21 protein-coding genes, 1 tRNA gene and 1 pseudogene are annotated in these 25505 nt (G+C 69.1%); 12 read left to right on the top strand and 11 right to left on the bottom strand.

Features of this window, described 5'->3' with window-relative positions; translation table 11 throughout:
* Window positions 1-150: 150 nt before the first annotated feature.
* Window positions 151-1965, bottom strand: coding sequence for a gamma-glutamyltransferase family protein (locus IEY81_RS23280; RefSeq protein WP_229788118.1), 1815 nt, complete (start codon window positions 1963-1965; stop codon window positions 151-153).
* Window positions 1966-2031: 66 nt separating this feature from the next.
* On the opposite strand from IEY81_RS23280, the gene IEY81_RS23275 reads away from it, so the two are divergent.
* Complete coding sequence (locus IEY81_RS23275) at window positions 2032-3153, top strand: calcium:cation antiporter (protein WP_189120875.1); 1122 nt, start codon at window positions 2032-2034, stop codon at window positions 3151-3153.
* Window positions 3154-3216: 63 nt separating this feature from the next.
* Here IEY81_RS23275 and IEY81_RS23270 read toward each other — a convergent pair whose 3' ends face one another.
* Genes IEY81_RS23270 through IEY81_RS23260 form a run of 3 tightly spaced genes read right to left on the bottom strand, consistent with a single transcriptional unit; the run spans window position 3217 to window position 8742 of the window.
* Complete coding sequence (locus tag IEY81_RS23270; RefSeq protein WP_229788117.1) at window positions 3217-6570, bottom strand: ATP-binding protein; 3354 nt, start codon at window positions 6568-6570, stop codon at window positions 3217-3219.
* Between the two features lie 2 nt (window positions 6571-6572).
* Entirely contained in the window at window positions 6573-7247 is a 675-nt protein-coding gene (locus tag IEY81_RS23265; RefSeq protein WP_189120873.1) for a DUF4194 domain-containing protein, read from the bottom strand.
* Entirely contained in the window at window positions 7234-8742 is a 1509-nt protein-coding gene (locus tag IEY81_RS23260; protein WP_189120872.1) for a DUF3375 domain-containing protein, read from the bottom strand. The genes IEY81_RS23265 and IEY81_RS23260 overlap by 14 nt, the downstream gene beginning before the upstream one ends.
* Before the next feature lie 143 nt (window positions 8743-8885).
* Between IEY81_RS23260 and IEY81_RS23255 the strand changes: the two genes are divergently transcribed.
* Window positions 8886-10070 (top strand): L,D-transpeptidase, encoded by a 1185-nt coding sequence (locus tag IEY81_RS23255; protein ID WP_189120871.1) that lies wholly within the window; start codon window positions 8886-8888, stop codon window positions 10068-10070.
* Here the strand turns inward: IEY81_RS23255 and IEY81_RS23250 are convergent.
* Complete coding sequence (locus IEY81_RS23250; protein ID WP_189120870.1) at window positions 10067-10504, bottom strand: SRPBCC family protein; 438 nt, start codon at window positions 10502-10504, stop codon at window positions 10067-10069. The two genes, IEY81_RS23255 and IEY81_RS23250, sit on opposite strands and share 4 nt — an antisense overlap.
* A 36-nt stretch (window positions 10505-10540) precedes the next feature.
* Window positions 10541-11632, bottom strand: a complete 1092-nt coding sequence (locus IEY81_RS23245) for a threonine aldolase family protein (protein ID WP_189120869.1) — start codon at window positions 11630-11632, stop codon at window positions 10541-10543.
* A gap of 145 nt (window positions 11633-11777) precedes the next feature.
* Between IEY81_RS23245 and IEY81_RS23240 the strand changes: the two genes are divergently transcribed.
* A complete protein-coding gene (locus IEY81_RS23240; RefSeq protein WP_189120868.1) occupies window positions 11778-12878 on the top strand; it encodes a flavin-containing monooxygenase in 1101 nt (366 codons plus the stop codon).
* A 32-nt stretch (window positions 12879-12910) separates the two neighbouring features.
* A complete protein-coding gene (locus IEY81_RS23235) occupies window positions 12911-14533 on the top strand; it encodes a helix-turn-helix transcriptional regulator (protein ID WP_229788116.1) in 1623 nt (540 codons plus the stop codon).
* A gap of 145 nt (window positions 14534-14678) precedes the next feature.
* Here the strand turns inward: IEY81_RS23235 and IEY81_RS23230 are convergent.
* Together IEY81_RS23230 and IEY81_RS23225 are read right to left on the bottom strand one after the other, a co-directional pair.
* Window positions 14679-15835: pseudogene (locus tag IEY81_RS23230) on the bottom strand (NAD-dependent succinate-semialdehyde dehydrogenase).
* A 291-nt stretch (window positions 15836-16126) separates the two neighbouring features.
* Complete coding sequence (locus tag IEY81_RS23225) at window positions 16127-16897, bottom strand: hypothetical protein (RefSeq protein ID WP_229788115.1); 771 nt, start codon at window positions 16895-16897, stop codon at window positions 16127-16129.
* A gap of 233 nt (window positions 16898-17130) precedes the next feature.
* Between IEY81_RS23225 and IEY81_RS23220 the strand changes: the two genes are divergently transcribed.
* The 5 genes from IEY81_RS23220 to IEY81_RS23200 all read left to right on the top strand — a co-directional run bounded on the left by IEY81_RS23220 (window position 17131) and on the right by IEY81_RS23200 (window position 21678).
* Window positions 17131-18000, top strand: a complete 870-nt coding sequence (locus IEY81_RS23220; RefSeq protein ID WP_229788114.1) for a GIY-YIG nuclease family protein — start codon at window positions 17131-17133, stop codon at window positions 17998-18000.
* Between the two features lie 102 nt (window positions 18001-18102).
* Window positions 18103-20589: an AAA family ATPase gene (locus tag IEY81_RS23215; protein WP_189120866.1), complete on the top strand. Its 2487-nt coding sequence runs from the start codon at window positions 18103-18105 to the stop codon at window positions 20587-20589.
* 5 nt (window positions 20590-20594) lie between these two features.
* The gene (locus IEY81_RS23210; RefSeq protein ID WP_229788113.1) at window positions 20595-20960 is read left to right on the top strand and encodes a hypothetical protein; all 366 of its coding nucleotides are present in this window, start codon (window positions 20595-20597) and stop codon (window positions 20958-20960) included.
* A complete protein-coding gene (locus IEY81_RS23205; protein ID WP_189120864.1) occupies window positions 20957-21322 on the top strand; it encodes a hypothetical protein in 366 nt (121 codons plus the stop codon). The genes IEY81_RS23210 and IEY81_RS23205 overlap by 4 nt, the downstream gene beginning before the upstream one ends.
* A gap of 47 nt (window positions 21323-21369) precedes the next feature.
* The gene (locus IEY81_RS23200) at window positions 21370-21678 is read left to right on the top strand and encodes a hypothetical protein (protein ID WP_189120863.1); all 309 of its coding nucleotides are present in this window, start codon (window positions 21370-21372) and stop codon (window positions 21676-21678) included.
* On the opposite strand, the gene IEY81_RS23195 is transcribed toward IEY81_RS23200, so the two are convergent.
* Window positions 21644-21717: transfer RNA gene (locus tag IEY81_RS23195), tRNA-Pro, on the bottom strand. The two genes, IEY81_RS23200 and IEY81_RS23195, sit on opposite strands and share 35 nt — an antisense overlap.
* A gap of 99 nt (window positions 21718-21816) precedes the next feature.
* A complete protein-coding gene (locus IEY81_RS23190) occupies window positions 21817-22275 on the bottom strand; it encodes a MarR family winged helix-turn-helix transcriptional regulator (RefSeq protein ID WP_189120862.1) in 459 nt (152 codons plus the stop codon).
* A 57-nt stretch (window positions 22276-22332) separates the two neighbouring features.
* Here IEY81_RS23190 and IEY81_RS23185 point away from each other — a divergent pair, with 57 nt between their 5' ends.
* A complete protein-coding gene (locus tag IEY81_RS23185) occupies window positions 22333-22701 on the top strand; it encodes a VOC family protein (protein WP_189120861.1) in 369 nt (122 codons plus the stop codon).
* A 27-nt stretch (window positions 22702-22728) separates the two neighbouring features.
* Here the strand turns inward: IEY81_RS23185 and IEY81_RS23180 are convergent, their stop codons facing one another.
* Window positions 22729-23457 carry a FadR/GntR family transcriptional regulator gene (locus IEY81_RS23180; protein ID WP_229788112.1) on the bottom strand — a complete coding sequence of 243 codons (729 nt, stop codon included), beginning with the start codon at window positions 23455-23457 and terminating at the stop codon, window positions 22729-22731.
* Window positions 23458-23553: 96 nt separating this feature from the next.
* On the opposite strand from IEY81_RS23180, the gene IEY81_RS23175 reads away from it, so the two are divergent.
* Together IEY81_RS23175 and IEY81_RS23170 are read left to right on the top strand one after the other, a co-directional pair.
* Window positions 23554-24120: a gluconokinase gene (locus IEY81_RS23175; RefSeq protein ID WP_306341466.1), complete on the top strand. Its 567-nt coding sequence runs from the start codon at window positions 23554-23556 to the stop codon at window positions 24118-24120.
* On the top strand, window positions 24117-25496 hold the full coding sequence (locus IEY81_RS23170) for a GntP family permease (protein WP_189120859.1): 1380 nt from the start codon (window positions 24117-24119) through the stop codon (window positions 25494-25496). Before IEY81_RS23175 ends, IEY81_RS23170 begins: the two co-directional genes overlap by 4 nt.
* Window positions 25497-25505 lie beyond the last annotated feature (9 nt).

Here is a 25505-nt window from a genome sequence, read left to right as displayed (position 1 = left end):
GATCGAGAAACACTCAGAGATCGGGTCGGCGGCGAACCTGGGAACGAAACAAGAGTCGCTTGGCGATGGCCGCACGAAGGGTGGTCTCGACAAGCTCGACCACCGGGGGCATAGGTCTCGACAGGCTCGACCACCGGGACGCCCGGAGCCCTACCGACCGACCGCGTACCCCTGAGCCCCCCGAGGATTAGCCGCAGCAGAAAGCGTCCCGGTCGCAGGATCCCGCGTGACAGCTGAGAGCCGCCCGAGAGACCAGTCGCCGCTCAGTTTCACAGCATGCCCGCGGGACCGGAGGTCGGAGATGACGTCGTCGCCGAGCCGGTCCTCCAGCACGGCGCCGGCGGGGACCCAGGTGCGGGGCCAGAAGGAGCCGGGGAAGGAGAGGGAGTTGAGGGCGGGGGCGTCGATGGCTTCTTGGGGTGAGTAGCCGCCGACGATGGTGCGCAGGAGGTAGAGGAGCTGCCACTGGTCCTGCTGGTCGCCGCCGGGTGAGCCGACGGCGGTGACGGCCTGGCCGTCGCGGAGGACGAGGGTGGGCGTGAGGGTCGTCCGAGGGCGGCGGCCGGGGGTGAGCGTGGAGGACAGCCCGGGCTCGAGCCAGGTCATCTGCAGGCGGGTGCCGAGGCAGAAGCCGAGCTCGGGGATGGTCGGCGAGGACTGCAGCCAGCCGCCGGAGGGGGTGACGGCGACCATGTTGCCCCAGCGGTCGACGACGTCGATGTGGCAGGTGTCGCCGCGGGTCTCACCGTCACGGGAGACGGTCGGCTCCCCCACGCCCGATGCGGCAGCGGCCGGGTCGTAGGTCTCGCGCAGCGGCGGGAAGGCCGTCGCACCCAGCCCGGGCCGCACCTCGGCCGAGGCGACCTCGCCGATGAGCGCGCGCCGGGACTCGGCGTACTCCTTCGAGAGCAACGTCGAGATCGTCGCCGGGTCGGCGTTGTCGCCGTAGTGGGCGTCGCGGTCGGCGAAGGCGAGCTTGATCGCCTCGAGGATCGTGTGGGCGCCAGCCGGGTTGCTCGGGTCGAGCAGGGCGTCGTCGAGCGGCTCGAGCAGGTTGAGCGCCTGGAGCAGCACCGGGCCCTGGGTCCAGGGCCCCGCCTTGGCGATGGTGTGTCCGCGGAACTCGGTCGTCACCGGCTTCTCGTACGCAGCCGAGAACCCGGCCATGTCGGCCGCCGTGATCACGCCGGAATGATCGGTTCCGGAAGAGTGCCGGTGCGGCGTGCGTACGAAGTTCTCGATCGCCTCGGCGACGAACCCGCTCTTCCACGCGGTGCGGGCCGCATCGATGCGCTCCTCACGGGTCGCGACGCCGTCACCGGCCGCGACGAGCCGGTCGAGCACGGCGGCGTAGGCCTCGTTGCGGACCATCGTGTCCGGCTCGGGCGGGCGGCCGTCGACCAGCCAGAGGTCGGCCGAGGTCGGCCAGTGGTCGCGGAAGAGGTCGGCGACGGTGGCGATGGTGGAGACCGCCCGGCCGAGGATCGGATGGCCGTTGCGGGCGTAGTCGATGGCGTAGGCGAGCACCTCGCCCAGCTCCCAGGTGCCGTGGTCGCGCAGCAGCATCAGCCACGCCTCGACCGCACCCGGCACCGCTGCGGCCAGCGCCCCCGAGCCCGGTACGAGCTCGAGCCCCTCGGCCCGCATGTGCTCGACCGACGCTCCGGCAGGAGCCGGGCCCTGACCCATCAGCACGGTCGCCTCGCCCTCCGCAGGGGCGAAGATCCCGACCAGGTCACCGCCGGGACCGTTGAGGTGCGGCTCGACGACGTGGAGCACGAAGCCGGCCGCCACGACCGCGTCGAAGGCGTTGCCGCCGCGCTCGAGCACCCCCTGCGCGGTGCCGCTGGCGAGGTAGTGCGTCGAGCCCACCACCCCGAAGCGCCCCAACAGGTCAGGACGGGTCTTGAAGTCGGCGGGAGGCGTGTAGGCGGAGGGTGCGGTGTTCGGAGTATCGGAAGCCACGACCTCAGGCTACGAGCGCGTGTCGAGCATCGTGTCGGCGGCCCGAACCCAGGTTAGGGTCTGCTCATGAGTGCACCAGCGATTCGTGGCCGGATGCAGTGGTCAGTGTTCGTACCGATCCTGGCGATCATCGTGCTGGTGTTCTCGTGGATGCGTCACGACCACTGGTCGATCCTCGCCGTGGTCGGCGTGATCCTGGTCCTGGCGGTGCTCAGCGCGGTCCATCACGCCGAGGTGGTCGCCCACAAGGTCGGTGAGCCGTTCGGCTCGCTGATCCTGGCGGTCGCGGTGACGGTGATCGAGGTCGGCCTGATCGTCATGCTGATGACCAGCGGCGGTGACAACACCAGCACCTACGCTCGCGACACCGTCTTCGCCGCCGTGATGATCACCCTCAACGGCATCGTCGGGCTCTCGCTCCTCATCGGAGCCCTCAAGCACGGTCTGGTCAGCTTCAACGCCGCCGGCACGGGCTCCGCGGTCGCCACCGTGATCGCGCTGGCCGGCCTCACCCTGGTGCTGCCGAACTACACCACCTCGGCCCACGGTGGGCAGTACTCCTCCTCCCAGCTGATCTTCGCCGCGATCGCCTCGCTGGCGCTCTATGTCGCCTTCCTGTTCACCCAGACCGTGCGTCATCGCGACTTCTTCCTCCCGGTCGCCAGCGACGAGCACGGCCGGATGACCGGCCTGCTCGACCTCGACGAGGACGGCCACGCCGAACCGCCCTCGACCGGCGAGGCTGCGCTCAGCGGGGCGCTGCTCCTGGTCTCCCTCATCTCCGTGGTCGGCCTGGCGAAGGTCCTCTCCCCCACCATCGAGAGCACCGTCGAGAGCCTCGGCTTCCCCTACGCCGTCGTCGGCGTCGTGATCGCGATCCTGGTGCTCGCTCCCGAGTCCATCGCCGCCGTACGCAACGCCGGCCGCGACCGGGTGCAGACCAGCCTCAACCTGGCCTACGGCTCCGCGATGGCCTCGATCGGCCTGACCATTCCGACCATCGCGGTGGCGATGATCTGGCTCACCGGCCCCCTCGAGCTCGGCCTCGACGCCACCCAGATCGTGCTCCTGGTGATCACCGTTTTCGTCACCGGCCTCACCGTCGTCCAGGGCCGCGTCTACGCCCTCCAGGGGTTCGTCCACCTGGTGCTGCTGGCCTCGTTCCTGTTCCTCTCGATCCAGCCGTAGGTCTCGCCTGCGCTATGACAGAGGGTCCGACCTTGTGAACGCTTCACAAGGTCGGACCCTCTGTCATAGCGCGACTTCGTCCAGACCGACCTCGAGCATCGGGAACGAGTGACCCTGGGCGTCCTTGAGGACGGTGTACTGCACGTCGACGTGCGGCTCGATCGCGCTGTGCTTGTCGTTGGGCGCACCGATGATGAGCTGGAAGCCGAGGCCCCGCCAGGCGCCGATGGCGCGGCCGGTGAAGCGGGCGTCGGCCTTGATGAGCGCCTCGTCGAGGAAGACGGGTGCGTAACGGGGCCGCTCGGCGCCGGCGTCGCCGAGCTGGTAGCGCAGCGCGGCGCCGACGATGAAGGCGACCAGCTCCTGCGACTCGCCGCCGGACTTCTCCCCGATGTGGTCGTAGAGGGCGACGTGCTCACCGGTAGCAGCGGAGATCTTCTCGGCGGAGACGCGGACGTGGTTGCGTACGTCGATCAGGTCGGCGAAGTCCGGGGCGGTGCGGCGCATCCGGTCGATGAGCCGCGACATCCTGGTGTAGGCCTGCTCGCGGGTCTCGTTGGTGGTCGCCTTCTCGATGAGGTCGCGCACGGCGCGCAGCTCCTTGCGGAACCGCCCTCGTACGGCCGACTGGCCCTCCTGGGTGTCGATGCGCAGCCGATGATCGTCGTCGTTGAAGGGCAGCCCGGCGAGGATCTGGTTGATCGGGTCGATCCGGTCGCGGATCTCGCGTACGGCCCGCGACAGGGTCGAGTCGAGGTTGGTGAGGTCGTTGCCGGAGAGGTTGAGCAACGAGTCGCGCCACTCGACCTCGAGCTCGTGCAGGCCGCTGGTCTGCAGCTCGTCGAGCAGCCGGTCGAAGTCGGCGTAGGAGGCCTCGGGGTCGGAGTGGAGGTTGGGGTTGGGCCAGCGCTCGAGGAACGACTCGAAGGTCTGCTGCAGCTGGGCGCGCGCGGACCCGATCGTCTCCTGCGCGGACGCGCGGTCGGCCTCGAGGCTCTCCCCCGCCCGGGCGAAGACGGCGTCGAGCTCGGCGAGCGCGTCCTCGCGCCGGCCCGCCTCCTCGCCACCGGCCGCCTTGAAGAGCTGCTCGAGGTAGTCGGCCTGGGCGGAGGCGATCTCGGTGCCGGAGGCCGCCGCATCCTCCAGCGCGTCCTTGGCCCGATCGACCTGCTCGACCACGTCGCTCCACCGCTCGTCGAGGTCTCGGAAGGCGCTCTTGGCTGCGCCGATGCCCTCACGCAGCGAGTCGACCTTCGCCCGAGCCTGCTTCAGCCGCTCCTGGAGGGTCGCGATCTCGGGGTTGTCGGCGGTCACCTCGTCGATCACCGCCGCCCAGCGGTCACGCTCGGCCTCGGCACCGGCCAGGTCGACCTGGTCCCAGGTGAGCGCGGAGACGGCCTTGAAGGACGTACGCCGCAGATCGAGGTCCTTGATGGCCCGCTCGGCCTCGCCGACCGCTCTCGTCGCGGCCTCGGCGTCGGTCCTCGCCGTCTCGAGCAGCTCGGTGAGCTCGGCGACGCGGCGGGTGTTGCTGAACCCGAGCACGTTGCCGCCACCGTGGCCACCGTGCGCCCCGCGGGTGCCCTGGGAGACCTGGCCGGTGACCGTGAGCGCCATCCGGTGCTGACCGAGCAGGGCCGGGGTCTGCACGCAGACGTAGCCGTGACGGTCCTCGAGGCGCTGCTTGAGCCAGCCGGTGAAGACGCTGCGCCGGTAGTCCAGGCGCCCGGGGAGCGTGCCCTCGTCGAGGGTCGTGTCGCCCGTGCGGCCGGTCGGGACGGCCTCGTAGCGGATCCGGGTGCGCTGCCGCACCGACTCGATCGCCGCCCGGAAGGCACCGACGTGGGCGGCGTCGACGAGCATCGTGGTCGCGAACCCGCCGAGCGCCAGGTTGAACGCCTCGCGCCAGGCCTCGTGCTCGGTGCGTACCTCGATCAGCTCGCCGACGAACGGCATCTCCGCCGGGCTCAGCCCGGCCGCCTCGGCCAGCACCGCGCGGGCGGCCCGGAGCGGCTCGGGGATGTTGTTCTTCGTCTTCTCCGCGTCGGTGAGCTCGTCCTGGAGCCGGGCGACCTGCGCCTGCGCCTCGGACTCGGCCGAGCGGGCGGCAGCGTAGGAGTGGAGGGCGGTGGTGCGGGCGTCGTCGTCGACCAGTGCCTCGTGAGCGGTCGTCTGGAGGGCTTCGAAGTCGGCCTGAGTGGCCACCTCCGCGCCGAGGACCGCGAGCTCGGCTTCCAGCGCCTCGCGGGCCCGGCGTACGTTGTCGGCCCGGGTCTCCGCCGACCTGATCTCGCGAGTCGCCTCCTCGAGGCGACGGCCACCGGAGGCCGCGACGGTGACGGCGAGACCGTCGCGCTCGGACTCGGCGGCGTCGACGAGCGCCTGCTTCTCGGCGACGGCCTTCTCTGCGGCGCCGCGGCGGGCGCTCAGCTCCGCCTCGAGCTCGCTGAGCAGGTCGACGCGCCTGCCCGCGCGCCACAGCCCCGCCGGCGTGGTCTCGTCGGTGAAGGTGCCGATGCCGTCGATGACCTCGAGCCGGGTCGCGGCGTCCTCGATCGCGGCACGGTGCTCGCGGATCGGCGTCAGTGCGCGCACCTGCTGCTGGGCGGTGACCATGCGGTCGCGGGTGGCGGAGAGCTCGTCGAAGTGGGCCACGACGCCGTCGGCGGTCGCCAGCGTCTCGGGCTCCTCGAGCACCATCTTCTTGTAGAGGTCGTCGACGGTGGTGATCTGCTGGCCCGCCTGGATCCGGCCGAGCAGGTTGACCGCCTTCTCCCCGTCACCGGCGGCGCCGATGCCGAGCGCGGAGTGGATGCGAGCGGTGAAGTCGCGGTCGGTGTCGATCGGCGTCAGCCCGACCTCCGCGACGGCGCCCCGGGAGAACCGGTGAGCGGCGACCGGCTCCAGGTCGCGTACGTCGAAGCCGGACTCGGCAACAGCGCGCAGCTTGGTCACGTCGTCGAGGTTCTTGGCCGAGGCGGGGACGTACCAGGCACGCACCGCGGTGAAGCAGGCGCCGGTCTGGTCCGACCACGTCATCGCGATCGCCGACCAGGTGTCGCGGCCGTCGCCGCGCAGCACCCGGATCTTGGTGCCCTCGGCGGTCTTGGCCTCGTCGATCTTGCCGCGCGCGTAGGAGAGGATGTTGCGCTGGTCCTGGCCTCGGGGCCGACCGACGACCCCACCGTTGGAGGCGCCGTTGAAGGGCGTGGTGTGGGGCATGATCAGCGCGATGTAGGCGTCCATCAGCGTTGACTTGCCCGAGCCGGAGCCGCCGGTCAGCAGCGTCGCGCTCGGCGAGAACCGGACTCGGTGGGCGCCGTCGTAGCCGCCCCAGTTGACCAGCTGGAGCTCGCTGGCGACCCATTGCCGGCCGGTCGAGCGGGCCGGGATCAGGCCGAAAAGGCTGTCGATCATGTTCACTGCTGGATCCCCTGCTCCTTCAGCCACGCCTTGAGCTCGGCGAGCTTCTCGACGCTCAGCACGATCTCGACCAGCGGAGTGATCCGAAAGCGGTCCTCGGACTCCTCCTCGATCAGCCCCTCCCGGGCGAGGCGGTCGACCGCGCGGCGGATCTCGCGGCGCGCGGAGGCGTCTCCGCTGGCGACGTCGAAGTAGGTGAGCACGGTCTGCTCGAGCTCGTCGGCATCCACGCGAGCCGAGCTCTGCCCGGCGCCGCGCTCGCGCTGGAAGACCGTGCGCAGGTGCACCAGCACCAGCGTCTCGGCGCGCGAGTAGGCGTCGTCCTTGAGGAGCACCGGGACGTCGAGCTCTTCGGAGCGCACCTGCCTCTTGTAGGCGATGCCGCGGTCGTGGTCGACGACGAGGCGTACGAAGAGGTCGTGCAGCCGCGACTCGATCACCGCCTGGTGGTCGAGCAGCGTACGCCACTGCCGGGGGCTCCGCTCGGCGGTGATGAACCGCCGGCGCAGGAGCTGGACCAGCACCCGGCGCACCTCTGCGTCCAGGACGCCCCGGTCGCCGACGAAGAGCTCGGTCGGGTCGTCCTCCATCGAGACCGGCTCGATGAAGCCCTCCGGCTCGCTGCCGTAGGCGACGGCCTCGTCAGGTGTCACGGTCTCACTCAACGCCATCCCTCTTCTCCTCGCCGACATCCGTCATCCGTACCCCACCGAACGCGAACCTCCTGCGCACCCCGTCGGCCCGCACCGCCTCGATCGTCGAGATCTCGCCCGTCTCGGCCATCCCACGACGGTGGGCGATCTCCAGCAGCCCGAGCAGGTCGACCGGGCGCCGGATCTCCTCCGGTGCGGCCGCGAAGACCTCGGCCACGTCGACCGGCTCCGATCCCGCGCGTGCGGCGACATAGGAGTCCAGGTGGGCCTCGATCGCCCGGTAGCTCGGGCCACCCCACGCCTTGGTGTCCTCGACGGCGCTCTCCATCTCGGTCCAGTCGGCCAGCGGCGCCGGCGGCTCGGGCGGACGCAGCTCGCTCACCGACTGACGCAGATGACCGAGATCTGCCACCGGGAGACGTCGCAGCGGCTCGACCGTCTCTGCCGGCCGCGACTCCGGCATCCAGGCCTGCAGGCCGACCATCACGTCGCGCAGCAGGTCGTCGACCTGCCGGTCGCGAGCCGGGTCGTGGGTACGCACCTGGGTGGTGATCACGTGAGAAGCCGTCTGCTGGGCGGCGAGCACCTCGGCGACGCCGGTCTCGATCCGGCGCCCGACGGCCGCGAGCTCGGCACGCTCCGCGGGACCCATCGCCTGCGTGAACCGGTGGCGCAGCACCGTGCGTAGGTTGGCGGCCAGGTCATCGAGGCGGCGCGGGTCGCCGACCATCCGCAGGGCGCCGGCGAACGCCTTGCCCTCCGGCGTGGAGGCCATCACGTCCTTGCCCCGCTGCAGGTATTCGCGCAGGACCTCACCCGCCGGGCGTACGTCCTGGCGCAGCTCGGTCACCACGTCGCGCTGCATCGCCCGGATCGACTCGACCACCCGGGCGAAGTCTGCGGGGAGCTCCCGGGTGAGATGGAGGATGTTCTCGGCCTGCTCGAGCAGGGTGTCGTCGTCGACGGTGTCGACGACGCCGGTGCGGTCCAGGCGGGCGATCTCGGCGCGCCGCTCGGCGATCTCCTCGGTCAGCCTCGCGACCCGGGTGAGCACGTCCGGGTCGGCGTCCTGGGCGAGCCGCTCGACCGCCTCCAGGAGCGTGCGCACCCGCGACTCCGAGACCCGCGCCCGCGACCCGCTCGCCCGCCCGGCGATCTCCAGCGCGCCCACCGCGTGGGCGGAGAGCCGGTAGACCTCCTCCTCGCCCTCGATCTGGCGCAGCAGCCAGCCGGCGCGCACCCACTGGCGGCACATCTCGCGCGCGGTGCCGACGGGAAGCATCACCTCGCCCGCCTCACCCTCAGCATAGCCACCGGCGCGGAGGCGGTCGATCATCTCGCCGATCTCGGCGTGGGCGTCGACCACCGGCACCGCCGCCCGCTCGGAGGTGAAGGTCACCGACAGCACGGAGACCACGAACGGCGCGAACCGACCGTGCAACAGGTCGAGCATCGGGTTCTTGAAGGCGGCCAGTGCCCTGGCGTACGCCGCCTCGACGCGAGTCTCACTCATCGGCAGATACCGTACGCGGCACCACCGACATCCCAGCCTTGGGCCTGGCGACGACTGACGCGGACCGGCATCGACGCACGACACGTGGGACGAACTCACGGACACACAAGAATTCGGTTGCCGACCTGTCGCATAGTTATCCCATGCGGGTTCGTCCTTTCCCTGTCGTCGTCGCCACGCTCGTCGTCGCACTCAGCACCCTCTCCGGCTGTGCCGGCGGTTCGGAGAGCCCGAAGTCGGCGTCGGGGAGCGAGTCGGCCGGCGCATCGCCCTCGGCGAAGCCGCTCGCCGCCGAGGTCTCGCCCGCCGACGGTGCCAAGGCCGTCCCGGTCGACACCGCGGTGACGGTCACCGCGACCTCTGGCGAGTTCACGACGGTCAAGGTCGCCAAGCCCGACGGCCACACCGTCCCCGGCTCGCTGTCGGAGGACAAGAAGAAGTGGACGGCCAACGAGCTGCTCGACCCGGCGTTGCGCTACACCGTCACCGCGATCGGTGAGACCGGCAAGGTCACCAGCAGCTTCACCACCCGCGCGCTCTCGCTGAAGGAGCAGACCTTCGCCACGATCGTGCCCGCCGACGGCACCGAGGTCGGCATCGGGATGCCGGTCGCGGTCCACTTCGACGTACCGGTCAAGGACCACGCCTCCTTCGAGAAGCGCATGCACGTCACCTCGAAGCCGGCGCAGACCGGCTCCTGGAACTGGCTCTCCGACACCGAGGTCCGCTACCGCCCGCAGAAGTACTGGAAACCCGGCACCACCATCAAGGTCGACCTCGACATCAACGGCGCCTCCGCCGGTGGCGGCGTCTACGGCCAGCACAGCCGCTCGGCCACCTACAAGGTCGGCGACGCCCACATCTTCAGGGTCAACGCCCGCACCCACCGGATGAAGGTCATCAGCAACGGCAAGGTCCTGCGGATGATCCCGGTCACCACCGGCAAGCCCGGCTTCACCACCCGCTCGGGCATCAAGGTCATCTCCGAGAAGCACCGGGTCAAGGAGATGCGCTCGGAGACGATCGGCATCTCCGACCAGGGCTCGAGCGACTACTACTCCCTCGACGACGTCGAGTACGCCATGCGCGTGACCAACTCCGGCGAGTTCATCCACGCCGCGCCGTGGTCGACCGGCTCCCAGGGCTACGCCAACGTCTCCCACGGCTGCACCGGCATCTCGACCGCCAACGCCGCCTGGCTCTACGGCCTGGCCCGCGTCGGTGACATCGTCGAGACCGTCGGCACCGACCGGAAGATGGAGTGGGACAACGGCTTCGGCGACTGGAACCTGTCCTGGGAGGAATACCAGAAGGGCTCGGCGCTCTAGACCGGCCCCTGCACCCGGCCCTCCAGCCCCTCGCGGCAGCCGAGCATCATCTGCCGGTGGTTCCAGGCCAGCAGCGGCCGCACCGCGATCGAAGCGAGACCGAGCAGGCCGCGTACGACGACCTCCTGCTCGAACACCATCCGGCTCCCGCCCGGGGCCGGTGTCAGCGTCCAGCGGGCGAAGCCGTCGAGGTCGCCGCTGATCCCGACCTCCAGCGTCGGCAGGTCACGGCTGATCGCGTGCAGCACGATCTCCAGGGCGTAGGGCAGCCGGGAGCGGCACACCAGCAGCGCGTCGTCGTCGCTGATCTTCGCCACCGCCCTCACCTGGGGCCACCACCGCGGGTAGTGCTCGAGATCGACGAGCACGTCGCGCACCGCCTCCGCCGGCATCGGCAGCTCCCAGGTCTCGGCGAAGGAGTAGTGCGCGGGCATGCAGACAGTGTGCCCGGGGTGCGGTGGCAGCCGGCGTCAGCTGAACAGGCCGGCGATCCGGCCGGCGACCGCCTCGGGGTCGAGGTCGAGCGCGCCCTCGGCGATCGTCACCTCGGTCATCACCCGGCCCGGTTCCTCGGCTGCCATCCAGCCTCTGCTGAAGGCGAGCGACTGCTCCTCCAGCGCGGCGAGGAGACGTTCGTTGACCTGGTCGGGGTCGCCTGCGGCGTACAGCAGGAAGGTGTTGGAGTGCGGGACCGGCGGCTGGACCGTGATCGACTCCGGCAGCGCCGCCGCCAGGCTCCTTCCCCACGCCGAGAATCCGCTCATCAGCGGCAGCTGGTCGCGCAGCCCGACCAGCGCCGAGACTGCTTCTGCGGTGGAGCGGTAGAGCGTGCCGCCCATCCGGTGTCGCCACAGCCGCGCCTGGGCGACGAAGTCGTCGTCGCCCAGCAGTGCCGCTCCGGCAAGGCCGCCCAGGCCCTTGTAGAAGCTGACGTAGACGCTGTCCGCGAGGTCGGCGATGTCGGCCAGCGGCCTGCCGAACCACTGCTGCGACTCCCAGATCCGGGCGCCGTCGAAGTGGAGGGCGATGCCGCGGTCACGACACCCCTTCGACAGCTCGGCGAGCTCGTCGAAGCTCGGCAGCAGACACCCTGCGTCCCGCAGCGGGAGCTCGACCAGACATGCCGCCAGCGGCCCGGGGATCGCGTCGAGCGCGGCCTTCGTCGGGGTGGTTCGCCCCGTGGTGAGGTGCTCGATGCGCAGGTCCTGCAGGATCCGCGGGCCGTCGTCCTCGTGCACCAGCAGATGGGACAGGTCCGGCATCGCGACGCGTCGGTTGCCCGCATTGTCGGCGTGGATCCGCAGCGCGATCTGCTGCGCCATCACTCCCGAGGGGAAGAAGACCGCCGACTTGCCGAGCAGCTCCCCGACCTCGGCCTCCAGCCGTGCGACCGGACCGCGCTCGGCGTAGGTGTCCCACTCCTCGATGCCCAGCTCGCGGCACGCCTTCGCAAGCTCCTCGAACGTATCGGCGGGACTCGCGTAGGCCGGGAAGATGCTCTTCCGGCAGGCGCCCAGAGCTTCGCGGAGTCGATGTTCCAGAGAGATCTCGGGCTCGTTCACCCGCTCACCCTAGTGACCGCCCGCACCGACTGCCCGCGATTTGTCCGGGGCATCCCGTCGATGGGCAGATCTACCCATCGGCCAGCAGCCGGATGCGTCGTACGCCCGACGCGGAGCGGCGTCGCGCGGACCTAGCGTCGCGAGCATGGACACCACACACATCGAGACCGTCATCATCGGCGCGGGCCAGGCGGGCCTGGCGACCGGCTACCACCTGCGGCGGCGCGGCCGCCCGTTCGTCATCCTCGACGCGAACGCCCGGATCGGCGACAACTGGCGACGCCAGTGGGACTCGCTCAAGCTCTACTCACCGGCCAAGTACGACTCGCTGCCCGGGATGGCGTTCCCGGCGAAGCGGTGGGCGTTCCCGGGCAAGGACGACGTCGGGGACTACCTGGAGACCTACGCCCGCACCTTCGAACTGCCGGTGCGGCTCGAGACCCGCGTGCTCGCGCTCGACCGGGACGGCGACCGGTTCCGGGTGCGGACCGACCGGGGCACCTGGACGTGCGACAACGTCGTGGTCGCGACCGGCACCTTCGGGCGTACGCCGAACGTCCCGGCGATCGCGGGACAGCTCTCGCCGTCGATCCTGCAGCTGCACTCCAGCGAGTACCGCCGACCCGGGCAGCTGCGCGACGGCCCTGTGCTCGTCGTCGGGGCCAGCCACTCCGGCTGCGACATCGCCTTCGAGGTCGCAGCCTCGCGGCCGACGATCCTCGCCGGGCGCGACTGCGGTGAGATCCCGCCGCGCCTGGAGGCGCCGGTGATGCACCTGATCTTCCCGATGCTGCTGTTCGCGTGGAAGCACGTGGTCACGCGGCGTACCCCGATCGGGCGCAAGGAGATGGACGAGATCCGGCACCACGGCGGGCCGATGCTGCGGGTGAAGCGCGCCGACCTCACCGAGCGCGGAGTCGAGCGCGTCACCTCGCGGATCGAGGAGGTACGCGACGGGCTGCCGGTCGTCGCCGGGGAGCCGCGCGAGGTCGCCAACGTCGTGTGGGCCACCGGGTTCCGGCAGACCTTCGACTGGATCCACCTCCCGGTCTTCGACGAGGGCGGCTGGCCGCGCGAGATGCGCGGGGTGGTCTCTGAGGCCGAAGGGCTCTTCTTCTGCGGCCTCAGCTTCCAGTACGCCTTCAGCTCGATGCTCCTCTCCGGCGCAGGTCGTGACGCGGCGCTCGTCGTCGACCGCATCGTGTCCCGGATGAAGCGGGCTGCACGGCTCTCGCCGGCCTCGTGATCGGCGTAGCCTCTGCAGTGGAGGTGCCTGCCGTGGCCGACGTCCAGCCGGAGAGCGCTCGGGCGGAGTTCGCGCGCGGCGACTGGGGCGCTGCGTACGCGGCATGGGCGGGCGCCGAACCGGACTCGTTCTCGACCGGCGACCTCGAGGACCTCGCGGTCGCCGCCGAGCTGACCGGACATCATGACCAGGCCGTCACGGCCCTGCACCAGGCCTTTCGGCGGAGCCACGAGGACGGTGACCTCGGCCGCTCGGTGCGCTGCGCATTCCGGATCACGATGATCTCGCACGTCCATGGGGAGAGCGCGCTCGCCCACGGCTGGACCTCGCGCGCGGAGAGTCTGGTCGCCGGTCTCGACAGCGGCGTCGATCTCGGCTGGGTGGACTTCCTGCGGCTGTTCCGTGCGTTGGCGGCCGGTGACTACGCCGTGGCCGGCAGCTGCGCCGACGCCGTGACCGCGTGCGGCCGACTCCACGACGAACCGGACCTCACCGCCCTGGGCATGTCCGCTCAGGGACGGATGGCGATCTACTCCGGCAGGGTCGGCGAGGGGCTCGCACTGCTCGACGAGGCGATGGTCCGGGTCGTCGCCGGCGAGGCCTCCCCCGTGGTCGCCGGGCACGTCTTCTGCACCGCGATCGAGGGCTGCCAGGAGATCAGCGACTTCGGCAGAGTCGCGGAGTGGACCGCCGCCCTCGAACGCTGGTGCGCCGCCCAGCCGGGGTTGCTGGCGTTCACCGGCCAGTGCGCGGTCCACCGCGGCCAGCTGCTGCGGCTGCACGGCGAGTGGCAGCAGGCTCTGGACGAGTTCGAGCACGCCACCCGCCGCTACCAGGAGGTGCACTCCCCGGACGCGGCGGGCCTGGCTGCCTACGAGGCCGGTGAGGTGCTCCGGCTGCGCGGCGACCTCGACGAGGCCGACGCCGCCTACGAGCGAGCCGCCGACAGCGGCTTCGACCCGCAGCCCGGTCTCGCGCTGCTCTGGTCGGCCCGTGGCCAGCGCGCGGCGGCGTCGGCCGCGATCGACCGGCTGCTCGCGGAGACCGGCGGCCCGGTCCAGCGCTGCCGGCTCCTGCCGGCAGCGGTCTCGATCCTCGTGGCCGCCGGCCAGGGCGAGCGTGCTCGCCAGGCAGCCGCCGAGCTCGACGACCTGGCCGGCCACGTCGGCTGCGTCTGGCTCGAGGCCGCAGCCGCCCACGCCCATGGCGAGGTCGAGCTCGCCACCGGCGACGCCGCCGGCGCCCTCCCCTATCTCCGGAAGGCGCAGCAGCTCTGGGCCCGCGCCGATGCCGCGTTCGAACGGGCGTGCGCGCGGCTGCTGACCGGGCGAGCCCTGGCAGCGGTCGGCGACACCGAGTCGTCTCGCCGCGAGATCGAGGCCGCACGTACGGTCTTCCGGCAGATCGGCGCCCGCCCAACCGCCGACGAAGCCGAACGCCTCCTCGCCCCCACCACCCTCCCCGCCGGCCTCACCGCCCGTGAGGCCGAGGTCCTCCGCCTGGTCGCCTCCGGCCGCAGCAACGCCCAGATCGCCGCCGACCTGGTCCTCAGCGAGAAGACCGTCGCCCGCCACCTCTCCAACATCTTCACCAAGCTCGACGTCCCCTCCCGCACCGCCGCCACCGCCTTCGCGTTCGAGCACGGCGTGGTCTGAGAGCCGAGGAGACCACAGGCAGGACGACCCTCTGCGACGAGCTCATCCGCCGCAGCCGGCGGGAGGTCCCCGGCGACCGGGTGCGCCCCAGCCTCAACCGAGGGTGGGGCCAGATCCGACGCATACGCTCAACCCGTGAGCACCCTCAGGACGCCAGGTCGCGTACCAGCTTCTTGTTCGCGAACTCGTCGAGCCCGAACCGGCCGAGCTCACGACCGACCCCGGAGGCTTTGACGCCGCCGAAGGGCAGGTCGGGCGCGCTCTTGATCGTCGTGTTGATGCCGACCATGCCGACCTCGAGCTGGTCTGCGATCTCCCGAGTCTTGCCCTCGTCGGTGCCGTAGACCGCGGCTCCGAGCCCGAAGGGCGAGTCGTTCGCGACCGAGACGGCCTCCTCGGCGGAGGCCACCCGGTAGAGGACGGCAACGGGACCGAACAGCTCCTCGCGGTAGGCACGCATCGACTCGTCCACGCCGGTGAGCACGGTGGCCGGATAGTACGCGCCGGGCCCGTCCGGCACGGCGCCGCCGAGGTGGACCGTCGCGCCCTTGGCACGGGCGTCGCGCACCTGCTCATCGAGGTCGGCGCGACCTGCGAGGGAAGCCATCGGTCCGAGCTTCGTCTCAGGCAGCGACGGGTCACCGAGCGTCCACTGCTCGGCCTGCTCGAGGAAGTTCTCGAGGAACGCCTCCCACACAGCGTCCTCGACGATGATGCGCTTCGCCGACGTGCACGCCTGACCGGCGTTGGCAAAGCGACCGGTTGCCGCGTCGCGGGCGGCCGAGGGCACGTCAGCATCGGCGAGGACGATGAACGGGTCGGACCCGCCGAGCTCGAGCACACACTTCTTCATGTGCTCGCCGGCCACGCGACCGACCGCCTGGCCGGCCCGCTCGGAACCGGTCAGGGAGACACCCTGGATACGGGGATCGGCGATCATCCGCGCGACCTGGTCGTTGGTCGCGAACAGGTTCTGATAGACACCGAGGGGGCGCCCGCAGCCTCGAGGACGTCAGCGATCCGCAGCGCCTGCTGAGGGCAGTTGCTGGCGTGCTTGAGCAGGATGGTGTTCCCGAGGAGCAGGTTGGGGGCGACGAAGCGGGCCACCTGATAGTGCGGGAAGTTCCACGGCATGACACCGACCAGAGGGCCGATGGGATCGGTGCGTACGACCGCGCGGCCCTTGCCGGCGATGTCGAGCTGCTCGTCCTCGAGGAACTGCGGGCCCGTGGTGGCGTAGTACTCGAAGATCGCGGCGGCCAGCGCCACCTCGCCCTTCGCCTGGGAGACGGGTTTGCCCATCTCGATGGCCATCAGTGCTGTCACCTGCACCCAGCACATCCTGAACGAAGGCATCCCACGGATCGTGTACGCCTGGCGCGAACCATCGACCTTCGTCGACTGCGTCGGGGCTGAGACGCTCGAAGCGGCCGGCCGGACCGTTATCCAACTCGCGGATCTATCTGAAGCAGCCCGCGCACCGAACATGCATCTTCTCGACCGTCCGTGATCGGGATCGAGACACGCCCGATCAAGATCCCGCTGCCCACCTGAACGCCTCTGGACGCTGTCCTCAACCCTTGACGCCCGGGCTCACTCGAGCTCCAAAGCCGGACGCTGGGGCTCGACGACCACGACCGGGACCGGATCGGCAAGGGCTGCGAATTCGGGGTTGAGCTCGAGGTGGTCGTCGAACTCGCCATTGAGGTTCTTAACCATCACTTCGGCGAGGCGGCGGCCCATCGGACGGAAGGTGACGTACGTCAGCCCACCCGAGACAACCCCGCCGACGATGGGCACCGCCTTGGTGATCGACTTCTCCACCGTCTTCTTCGTGATCTTCATGCCGATCGCCGCGCCGACCTTCCTCACCAGCGGAAACCAGACCGTCTTGGTCAGTGCTTGCGACGCCACCTTCTTGCCGACGTTCGCACCGATCACCGTTGAGGTCTGAGTGATGAGTCCCGCGGCCCCGGCCGCACCGAACATCGCACCGAGGTAGGCGATCACCCGGATCTGAGCGGCCTCGGACAGGTCGCCTCCGCCGTCGAAGAGTTCGTCCTCACCGAACAGGTAGGCGATCTGCTGGGCGACGTTGATCGCAAAGCCGAAGTACTGCGCAAGGTCGGCACCGCCCGCGGCCACCATCAGCGTCGGGTTGCCGGCGAATCCGGTCACGAAGGAGGCCGCCGACGTCTTGGCCGCGCTGGTCTTGATGATCGAGTCGGCCTTACGGCTGAGAGACTGGACCGAGTACACCGCCTGCGGTCCCCTCTCCAGGATCACGTCCAGGTGCGGGGAGTCACTGAAGTGCTTGCGGAGGAACGCTTCTCGGTCGACACGCACAATCGGCAGCTTGGCCACAGCGCCGATCGTCTGGATCGTCGTCCGGTAGAGCTTGTCCTCTGATTCCGCCATGAGGCGAGAGTAGTCACACCGCAGCAGCCGCGTGCGGTTTCGTCATCTTCACTCACCTCGAGTTCACGAAGACGATTTGCCCAGATGTTGCTCGGTGCCCGCTGGTGCACCAATTTGCTGCCAGTGAATCTTTGAAGTGGTGACGCCTATACCCGAGGGTCCGGCTAGATTCACCATCCGTGACTATCCCAGCGTCCAGTGGGCCGTTCGAGCTGAACCTCAGCCACGTGCTGAGCGCGGCTCATGTCAGCGACTCGGCATCCGTGTTGTTGGTCCGACACACCTACTCGCCCGACGGCCTTCGCGGTCCGGCCGACCTCACGGTAGAGAAGGTTGTCGCCTATACGCGGGAGCAAGATCTGCGGAACAAGGTGCCGGCGAGCCCGCCCGGTCTCTGGTTGACATTCATCGCCGACGGTGGTCGACGTTCTCGCCTGCTGGCCGTGTATGAGAACCACGGCCAGGTCGATGCGCCCGATCACGTGCCATGGAGGCGCGCCCAAGAGCGCCGTTGGTTCGATCTTCGTCCGTCTGCCCTGCTCGCCAACCTGGAACAACGACTGGTGGTCGAGTGGACATCGGACACGATCAATTGGGCGAAGCTGGGTAACGCCGCCATGGCGATGCGGGTCGTAGAGATCGCTGACCCTGAGACTGTGCCATTTCCCGGGTACGAACGGTTTGTGATCGACTTCCCGACCCTGCAGGCCGTAATCGAGGACTCCCGTTACGCCGCTTGGCGTGCAGCCTTAGCCGCAGTCCAGGGAATCTATCTGATCGCCGACAAACGCACCGGCAGGCTGTACGTCGGGAAGGCTGATGGCAGCGAGCGCTTCCTGGGACGCTGGTCGGCTTATGCCCGCGACGGTCATGGTGGCAATCTGGGTCTGAAAGCCCTCGCTGCCGCCGACACGTCCCATGCCGAGGACTTCGTCTTCTCAATCCTGCGGGTCTTCGATCCAACAACTCCGGCGGCGGAGATCGACGCTGCTGAGTCGCACTACAAGCAAGCGTTGTTGACTCGGATACACGGCTACAACCACAACTAGCAGACACCAATCCGCGCCCCATCGCATGCCATCCCCAAGATCGATGACGACCGGATTGCGCCCACCGTACCCGCCGTCGCGTTTCATCTAACTTCGACCCTCGTGAGCACTGAGCTGATGGGTTGGGTGAAGGAGCAGGTCGCGGCCTCGGGACTTGACGAGCCGGTTGGTCAAGTGGTCCTGGCGGCGACTGTGGGGCCAGAGGCGCTTGATGCTTACCTCGACTACGGCACGGCACCGGATGTTGACGTGTCGGCCGCCGAGGGGCCGAGTAAAACTGACGGCACGTTCCTCACCTCCGTGGAGGTCGAGGGCTTCCGAGGCATAGGAGAGACCACGCAGGTCAACATCGCTCCGCGGCCTGGCCTGACGATCATCGCCGGCCGAAACGGCTCGGGAAAGTCGAGCATGGCCGAGGCACTCGAACTCGTGCTGACGGGAAGCACCTACCGATGGGCGGCGAAGAGCAGCAGCATCCAGTGGAGCGAGCGGTGGCGCAACCTCCACCACCAGCGCGCTCGAATTCGGGTCGACGCGGTCGAGGAAGGCCACGGCCCGATCTCGATCACCGCTACATGGCCAGACACAGCCACAACCCATGACCAATACACGACCGTGGTCCAGCGCCACACAAGCGGCCGCCCCGTGGTTCTCAACGATCTGGCCGACCTGGGCTGGGCGGCATCGCTGGAGCAGTACCGGCCGATGCCGTCCTATGACGAGCTCGGTGGATTGTTGGAGTCGGGCCAGAGCAAGCTCTATGACGCTCTGGCCAGCATCCTTGGCGTTCAACAGATCACCGATGCCTGGGGGCTGGTCAAAGACCGGCTAAAGCAGCGCAAGGCGCCACTCGGTCTCGTCGACGCCCAGCGAAAGAGCCTCCAGAAACAGGCCGCCCAACTCACTGACGACCGCGCAATCACTGCCGCAACTCTCCTGCGGAAGACCGCACCCGACTCCGCCGCGCTCCGGGCACTCGCAACCGGCACCCAGACGCTCAGCGGCCCACTCGCGGAACTACGGAGTCTCGCCATCGTGGAGTTCCCGCACTCGATCGGCGAGGTACGTGGGGTCGCCGATAGGATCCGCGCCGCCATCACTGGTTTGGCTAGCGTCGCCGACGACGCGGCCGGCCTCTCGCAGCGTGAACTCGCCCGCCTCGAGCTCCTCGAGCAGGCCATTACCGTACACAGCGAACATGGCGACATGACCTGCCCGGTCTGCCGCCAAGGGTCACTCGACGCAGCCTGGGCCGCCACCAGCCGCGAACTCGCGGCTCAGCGTCGGCAACAGGCCCAGGCGTATGACCTGGCGCGGCAGACGCTCGACCTTGCCCGCAGCGATCTCCGTAAGATCCTCACCCCCAGGCCCAGGGCGCTTCAATCGGCTCCAACCACCGCCGTGGCGGAGGCAATTGCCGCCGCACGCACGTCATGGGAGAGGTTCATCGACATCCCGCCCGGCGACGGATACGACGCGGCGCTGGCCGAAGCTCAGCACATCGAACAGCAAATCGAGAACCTGCTTCCTGCGCTCGCCGACCTGCGTGCCGCAGTCAGCTCCGAGATCGAACGACTCGACGATGCCTGGCAACCGCTCGCATCCCAGATCGCCACATGGTGCGACGCCTTCGACGCCGCCTCCGCTGACAAGCCGATCATCGATCGGCTCACGGCTGCGGAGAAGTGGCTCAAAGAGAACGATCTTCGTCTCAAGAACGAGCGCCTGGCCCCGATCACCGACGGCGCTAAGCACGCCTGGAGCAAGCTTCGCCAGGAGAGCAATATCGAGATCGGCAACCTCCAGCTCGCCGGTACCAGCACGCGACGCCGAGTCCAGATCGACGCCGCCATCGACGGAACGCCTACCGACGGAATCCCTGTTCTCTCCCAAGGCGAACTCCACGCCCTTGCGCTCTCCCTGTTCATCCCTCGCGCGACGATGGCCAGCTCGCCGTTCAGGTTCCTCATCCTGGACGATCCGATCCAGGCCATGGATCCAGCCAAGGTCGACGGTCTTGTCGACCTGCTGGGCGAGATCGCCGCGACTCGGCAGGTCATCGTGCTCTCCCATGACGACCGGCTCCCTGCCGCCGTACGCCGCTCCAGCATCGATGCCACCATCCTCGAGGTCTCCCGAACCAGCGGATCCAAGGTCAAGATCCGCACCCACGCTGATCCCGCTAAGCGCTATCTCAGCGACGCTTTCGCGATGATCACGGCGTACGAGAACCATCAACTCGCCGACGCCGCCCTTCGACGCACATTGCCTGGCATGCTCCGCTTCGCCCTCGAAGCAGCTGCCAAGGATCGGTACTTCTCTCGCGCCGTAGCCAACGGCGAGGACCTCCACAAGGTCGAGGGCACGTGGGCCGGTGCTGAGACGACCCGCAAGAAGGTGGGCCTTGCCGTCTTCGGCGAGCCCCGTTCCCACAACGAGCTCGCCGCATGGGCCACGCCCCACCACCGCAAGTTCGGCCTCATCAACGCAGGTGTTGCGATGCACGAAGGACTCCGGTCCGACGTCGACCCGAAGCAGGCGGCCAAAACCGTCGAGCGACTCATCGCCGATGTCCGGGACGCCTCATGACGACAATGCTCGACGCAGCACGCGCACAACTGAACCAGAGCGACCCACACGCCAACCGACGTGCGGCCTGGCTCGCGCGCGCCGCTGCTGAGGACGCAATCGGCGTCCTCCTCGCTGCAAAGCAGCTTGATCCTGGCCGACGCGCCAATGGGCGCACGCTTCTCTCCTGCCTCGAGGCGCTCTACCGCGATGACGCCCCTGCGGTTGCCAACCATGCCCAGTACGCCTGGTCTCGGCTCAGCGAGGCATGCCACCAGCACGCTTACGAAATGTCCCCCACCCACGCCGAGATCGCTCATCTGATCGATCTCGTTGCCCGGCTCAACCAGCATGCCTCGAGCCAGAGCCGCGCGAAGGACGATCACAAATGACGAACGGCGTCTGCTGCCTCGAAGGCAAGGGGAGAAACACCCTCGACGGCAGGGCTAGCGTACGGCCGATCCTTGAGCTTCTAGAGGGACAGAGGCAGATCCGGCACCACATCTCTCCGGTGATCAATAGCGCCCAGATCGGCCATTACCTGCAGGAGTGGGGCAAGGCGTCATACGGCAGCTACATGACCCTGTTCCTCGCAATGCACGGCACCGAGGGACACATCAACTGGTCCTCGAACCAGCGCGACAGCCTCTCGCTGGCCCGACTCGCCACGATGATGCCCGACAACGCCGGCAACTGCTATGCCTCGTCATCTACCGCTATCCCGACCTCGCCAAACGCCTGGGCTTCGTCGTGATCTCCAACCACGGCGCCTGGGGTGCCGGCAGGCGCTGAGGCCTGTCCATGGGTTCGCCGCCCGGTGATGCCGCCATCACCCGCGCCGACTTCCACGGTGGCGTCAACCGCAGCGCCAGCCGCGCGGACGGCTACATGGGGGGCATCGGGATATGCCACACCCCGGACATCGGAGAGTGCCGGAGTCTCGACCAGAATCTGGAACGCTATGGCGACACCATCTCGGCCGGTCTGGTGGCTCACGATCCCTTTTCAAGGCATGGGCGGCCAACAACGAAACTGGCTCTGATCTGTTTCCCAGATCAGAGCCAGTTTGTTTCGGTCGGGCTGACAGGATTTGAACCTGCGGCCCCTTGACCCCCAGTCAAGTGCGCTACCAAGCTGCGCCACAGCCCGAAGCTTCGGAGGAAATGCTCTTTCCGAAGCGCTGTGAACATTACCGTACGCCGTCGCGTGCTCACCAATCGGGCTCGATGTCCGCGCGGCGCCCCGCAGTCAGACCGTTTCGACGGGCTCGCGGAGGGACTGGACCATGTTCCGCAGGAGCCGGAGAGCCTCGGCCTGGTCGGCTTCGGTCAGGCCGGCGAGCATCCGGCGTTCGACCGAGCGGACGGCGGCGGAAGCCTCTTCGAGGCTGCGGCGGCCGCTTGCGGTCAGCTCGGTCGGGAGGGCCTTGCCGACGGGGGCGGCGGCGGGTCTGGTCACGTAGCCGTCGCGCTCGAGCGCCTTCAACAGCACGTTCATCGACTGGCGCGTCACGAAGGCGCCGCGGGCCAGGTCGGAGTTGGAGAGGCCGGGGCGTTGGGCGAGCAGCTCGAGGCAGGAATAGTGGGTGATGCTCATGCCGAGCGGGCCCAGGACCTCCTCCATCGCCACCCGCAGCACGCTGGAGGCCTCTTTGAGGAGGTAGCCGAGGGAGGTGTCGAGGTGGATGCCGGAATCGTCTTGACCCATGTCAGTATTCTGACATACATTTCTATGTCAGATAACTGACACACCTAGGAGCAACCCATGCCAGTCACCGGACCTGACTTCATCTCGCTGCAGGTGCGCGATCTCGACGCATCGCAGGCGTTCTACGAGCGCTACCTCGGCCTCACCCGCTCCCCCGCCGGCCCGCCGCACGCCGTCGTCTTCGAGACCAAGCCGGTTGCCTTCGCGGTCCGCGAGGTTGCTCCCGACACCGAACTCGACTCAGTGGCCCACCCCGGCATCGGCACCGCGGTCTGGTTGCACGCCAGCGACGTGCAGGCCATCCACGATGTGCTCGTCGCCGACGGCCACACCGTCGTCGCCGACCCGATCGACGGGCCGTTCGGACGTACGTTCACCTTCGTCGACCCTGACGGCTACCGGATCACGCTCCACGACCGCGCCTGACCGGCCGACGCCGACGAAGGGACGGGACTATCCGCGGCCGTTCTCGTCCGGCGCCGACGCGAGGGCCGCGGCGGCCTCGTCGATGATGGCGCGCATGGCCTCCTCGGCCCCGGCGGGGTCGCCGCTGCGTACGCAGATCGCGACCTTCTCGTGGAGCTCGATCGCGGTCGGATTGGGCGTGGTGGGCATCAGGTGGTGGTGGGTGCGGCCGGCGAGGAGCTCGGCGACGAGATCGCCGAAGGCGGCGAGCATGTCGTTGCCGCAGGCCTCGAGGAGTACGCGGTGGAAGGTGGTGTCGGCCTCCAAGTAGGCCTCGAGATCGCCCGAAGCCGCATGGACGACCATGTCGGCGACCGCCCGGGCCAACGCGCCGTGCTGCGACGGCGCGGCGCGTTCAGCAGCCAGACGAGCCGCGATCGGCTCGAAGCCCTGGCGCAGCTCGGAGAGGGAGAGCAGCTGCTCGCGTCGGCCGTCACCGTCGAGACGCCAGCGGATGACGAGCGGGTCGAAGACGTTCCACTCCTGCCGGGGCAGGACGGTGATGCCGACGCGACGGCGAGTCGAGACCAGGCCCATCGACTGGAGCACCCGGACGGCCTCGCGCGCGACCGGCCGGGAGACGTCGTACGTCGCCTGGATCCCTTCCAGGGTGAGCACCGCGCCCGGAGCGAGCTCGGCCGAGACGATCTGACGCCCGAGCGCGTCACGGACGCTCTGGTGCAGTCGGCGTGCGGCATCGCCGCTCGAAGTCGTCACGGCGGCATCGTCGCACATCCCCAGCGGCAAGCAATCGGAATCCGTTAAATCACATCGCCTTGCAAAACGGATGCCTTTTGATGCAGCCTGTGACCCGTGACACAGAATCCCCCTTCGACAGGCTCAGGACACCGCCTCCTCGTCGTCATGGGAGTCTCCGGCTCCGGCAAGTCGACCGTCGGTGCGGCGATCGCGCAGCGCCTCCGGGTCCCCTTCGCCGACGCCGACGACTTCCACCCGCCGGAGAACATCGCGAAGATGGCCTCGGGTCGCCCGCTCGACGATCATGACCGGCAGCCCTGGCTGCAGACGCTCGGCGGCTGGCTCGCCGAGCGTGAGCACACCGGTGCGGTGCTGAGCTGCTCGGCGCTCAAGCGCGGCTATCGCGACCTGCTCCGCGGCCGCGCCGCCACGGTGAGCTTCCTGCACCTCGACGGCACCCCGGCGGTGGTCGAGGCGCGCCTCGCCGCTCGTGCGGGGCACTTCATGCCGCCGTCGCTGCTGCGCTCGCAGTTCGCCACCCTCGAGCCGCTTGCTGCTGACGAGCACGGCACGACCATCGACATCACCCAGGACATCGACGCGATCGTCGAGCGCTACCTCGCGGTGTCCGTCCCGGTGACCGCCCCGATGACCACCCAGATCCCCCAGGAGTCCGCATGACCATCCTCACCGCGACCGAGCCGGTCGCACCGGTCGCCTCCGGCGGCGTACTCCTCCTCGCCGCGCTCACCTCGATCGCCCTGATCGTCGTCCTGATCAGCTACGTGAAGCTGCATCCGTTCCTCGCTCTTCTGCTCGGCGGCGTCGCCGTGGGCGTGTTCGCGGGACGCAACGTGATGGACGTGATCACCTCGTTCGGCGACGGCTTCGGGTCCACCGCGACCGGCGTCGGGCTGCTGATCGCGCTCGGCGCGATGTTCGCCAAGCTGCTCTCCGACTCGGGCGGCGCCGACCAGATCGTCGACACGATCGTCAGCCGCTCCTCGGTCCGTACGCTGCCCTGGGCGATGGCGCTCGTCGGCGCGGTGATCGGCCTGCCGATGTTCTTCGAGATCGGCCTGGTGCTGCTGATGCCGGTGATCTACCTGGTCGCCCGCCGCGCCCAGGTCTCGCTGATCACGATCGGCATCCCGACCCTCGCCGGCCTGTCGGCCATGCACGGCCTGGTGCCGCCGCACCCGGGCCCGCTGGCCGCGATCGGTGCGCTCGAGGCCGATCTCGGTACGACGCTGGCCCTCGGCGTGATCGTCGCGATCCCGGTCATCGTGGTCAGCGGTCCGCTCTTCGGTCGTCTCGCCGGCCGCTGGGTCGTGGTCGACGCTCCGCACACCTTCGACGCCGCACCGAACGAGACCGACGACGTCCGACGCCCCTCCTTCGGGATCACGCTGTTCAGCGTGCTGCTGCCGCTCGTGCTGATGCTGGCCAAGGCGATCGTGGACATCACGATCAACGACCCGGAGAACCGGGTGCAGCAGGTCTTCGACGTGATCGGCAACCCGCTGGTCGCGCTGACGATCGCGGTCCTCGTGGCCATGTTCACCCTGGGCCGAGGTGCCGGGATGGATCGCCGCCGGATCGCCAGCACCGTCGAGCAGTCGCTGCCGCCGATCGCGGGCATCATGCTCATCGTCGCCGCCGGCGGTGGGTTCAAGCAGTCGCTCGTCGACACCGGCATCGGCACCGAGCTGGCCGGCTGGGCACAGGGTTCGGGCATCTCCGCGATCGTCCTCGCGTGGGTGCTCGCTGTTCTGATCCGCCTCGCCACGGGCTCGGCGACCGTCGCCACGATCACGGCCGCCTCCCTGGTGGTCGACCTGGTCGCGAACATGCCCGCAGCCGAGGTCTCGCTGGTGGTGCTCGCGGTCGGCGCGGGATCGGTCTTCTTCTCGCACGTCAACGACGCGGGGTTCTGGCTGGTCAAGGAGTACTTCGGCCTCGACGTCGTGCAGACGATCAAGTCCTGGTCGCTGATGGAGACGGTGCTCTCGGTCTCCGGTCTGGTGTTCGTGCTGGCGCTGAGCCTGGTGATCTGAGACCCACCC

The organism is Nocardioides luteus (assembly GCF_014648595.1).
In the GTDB taxonomy this organism is placed as follows: Bacteria; Actinomycetota; Actinomycetes; order Propionibacteriales; family Nocardioidaceae; genus Nocardioides; species Nocardioides luteus.
This window is presented reverse-complemented; position numbering and strand designations above follow the sequence as displayed.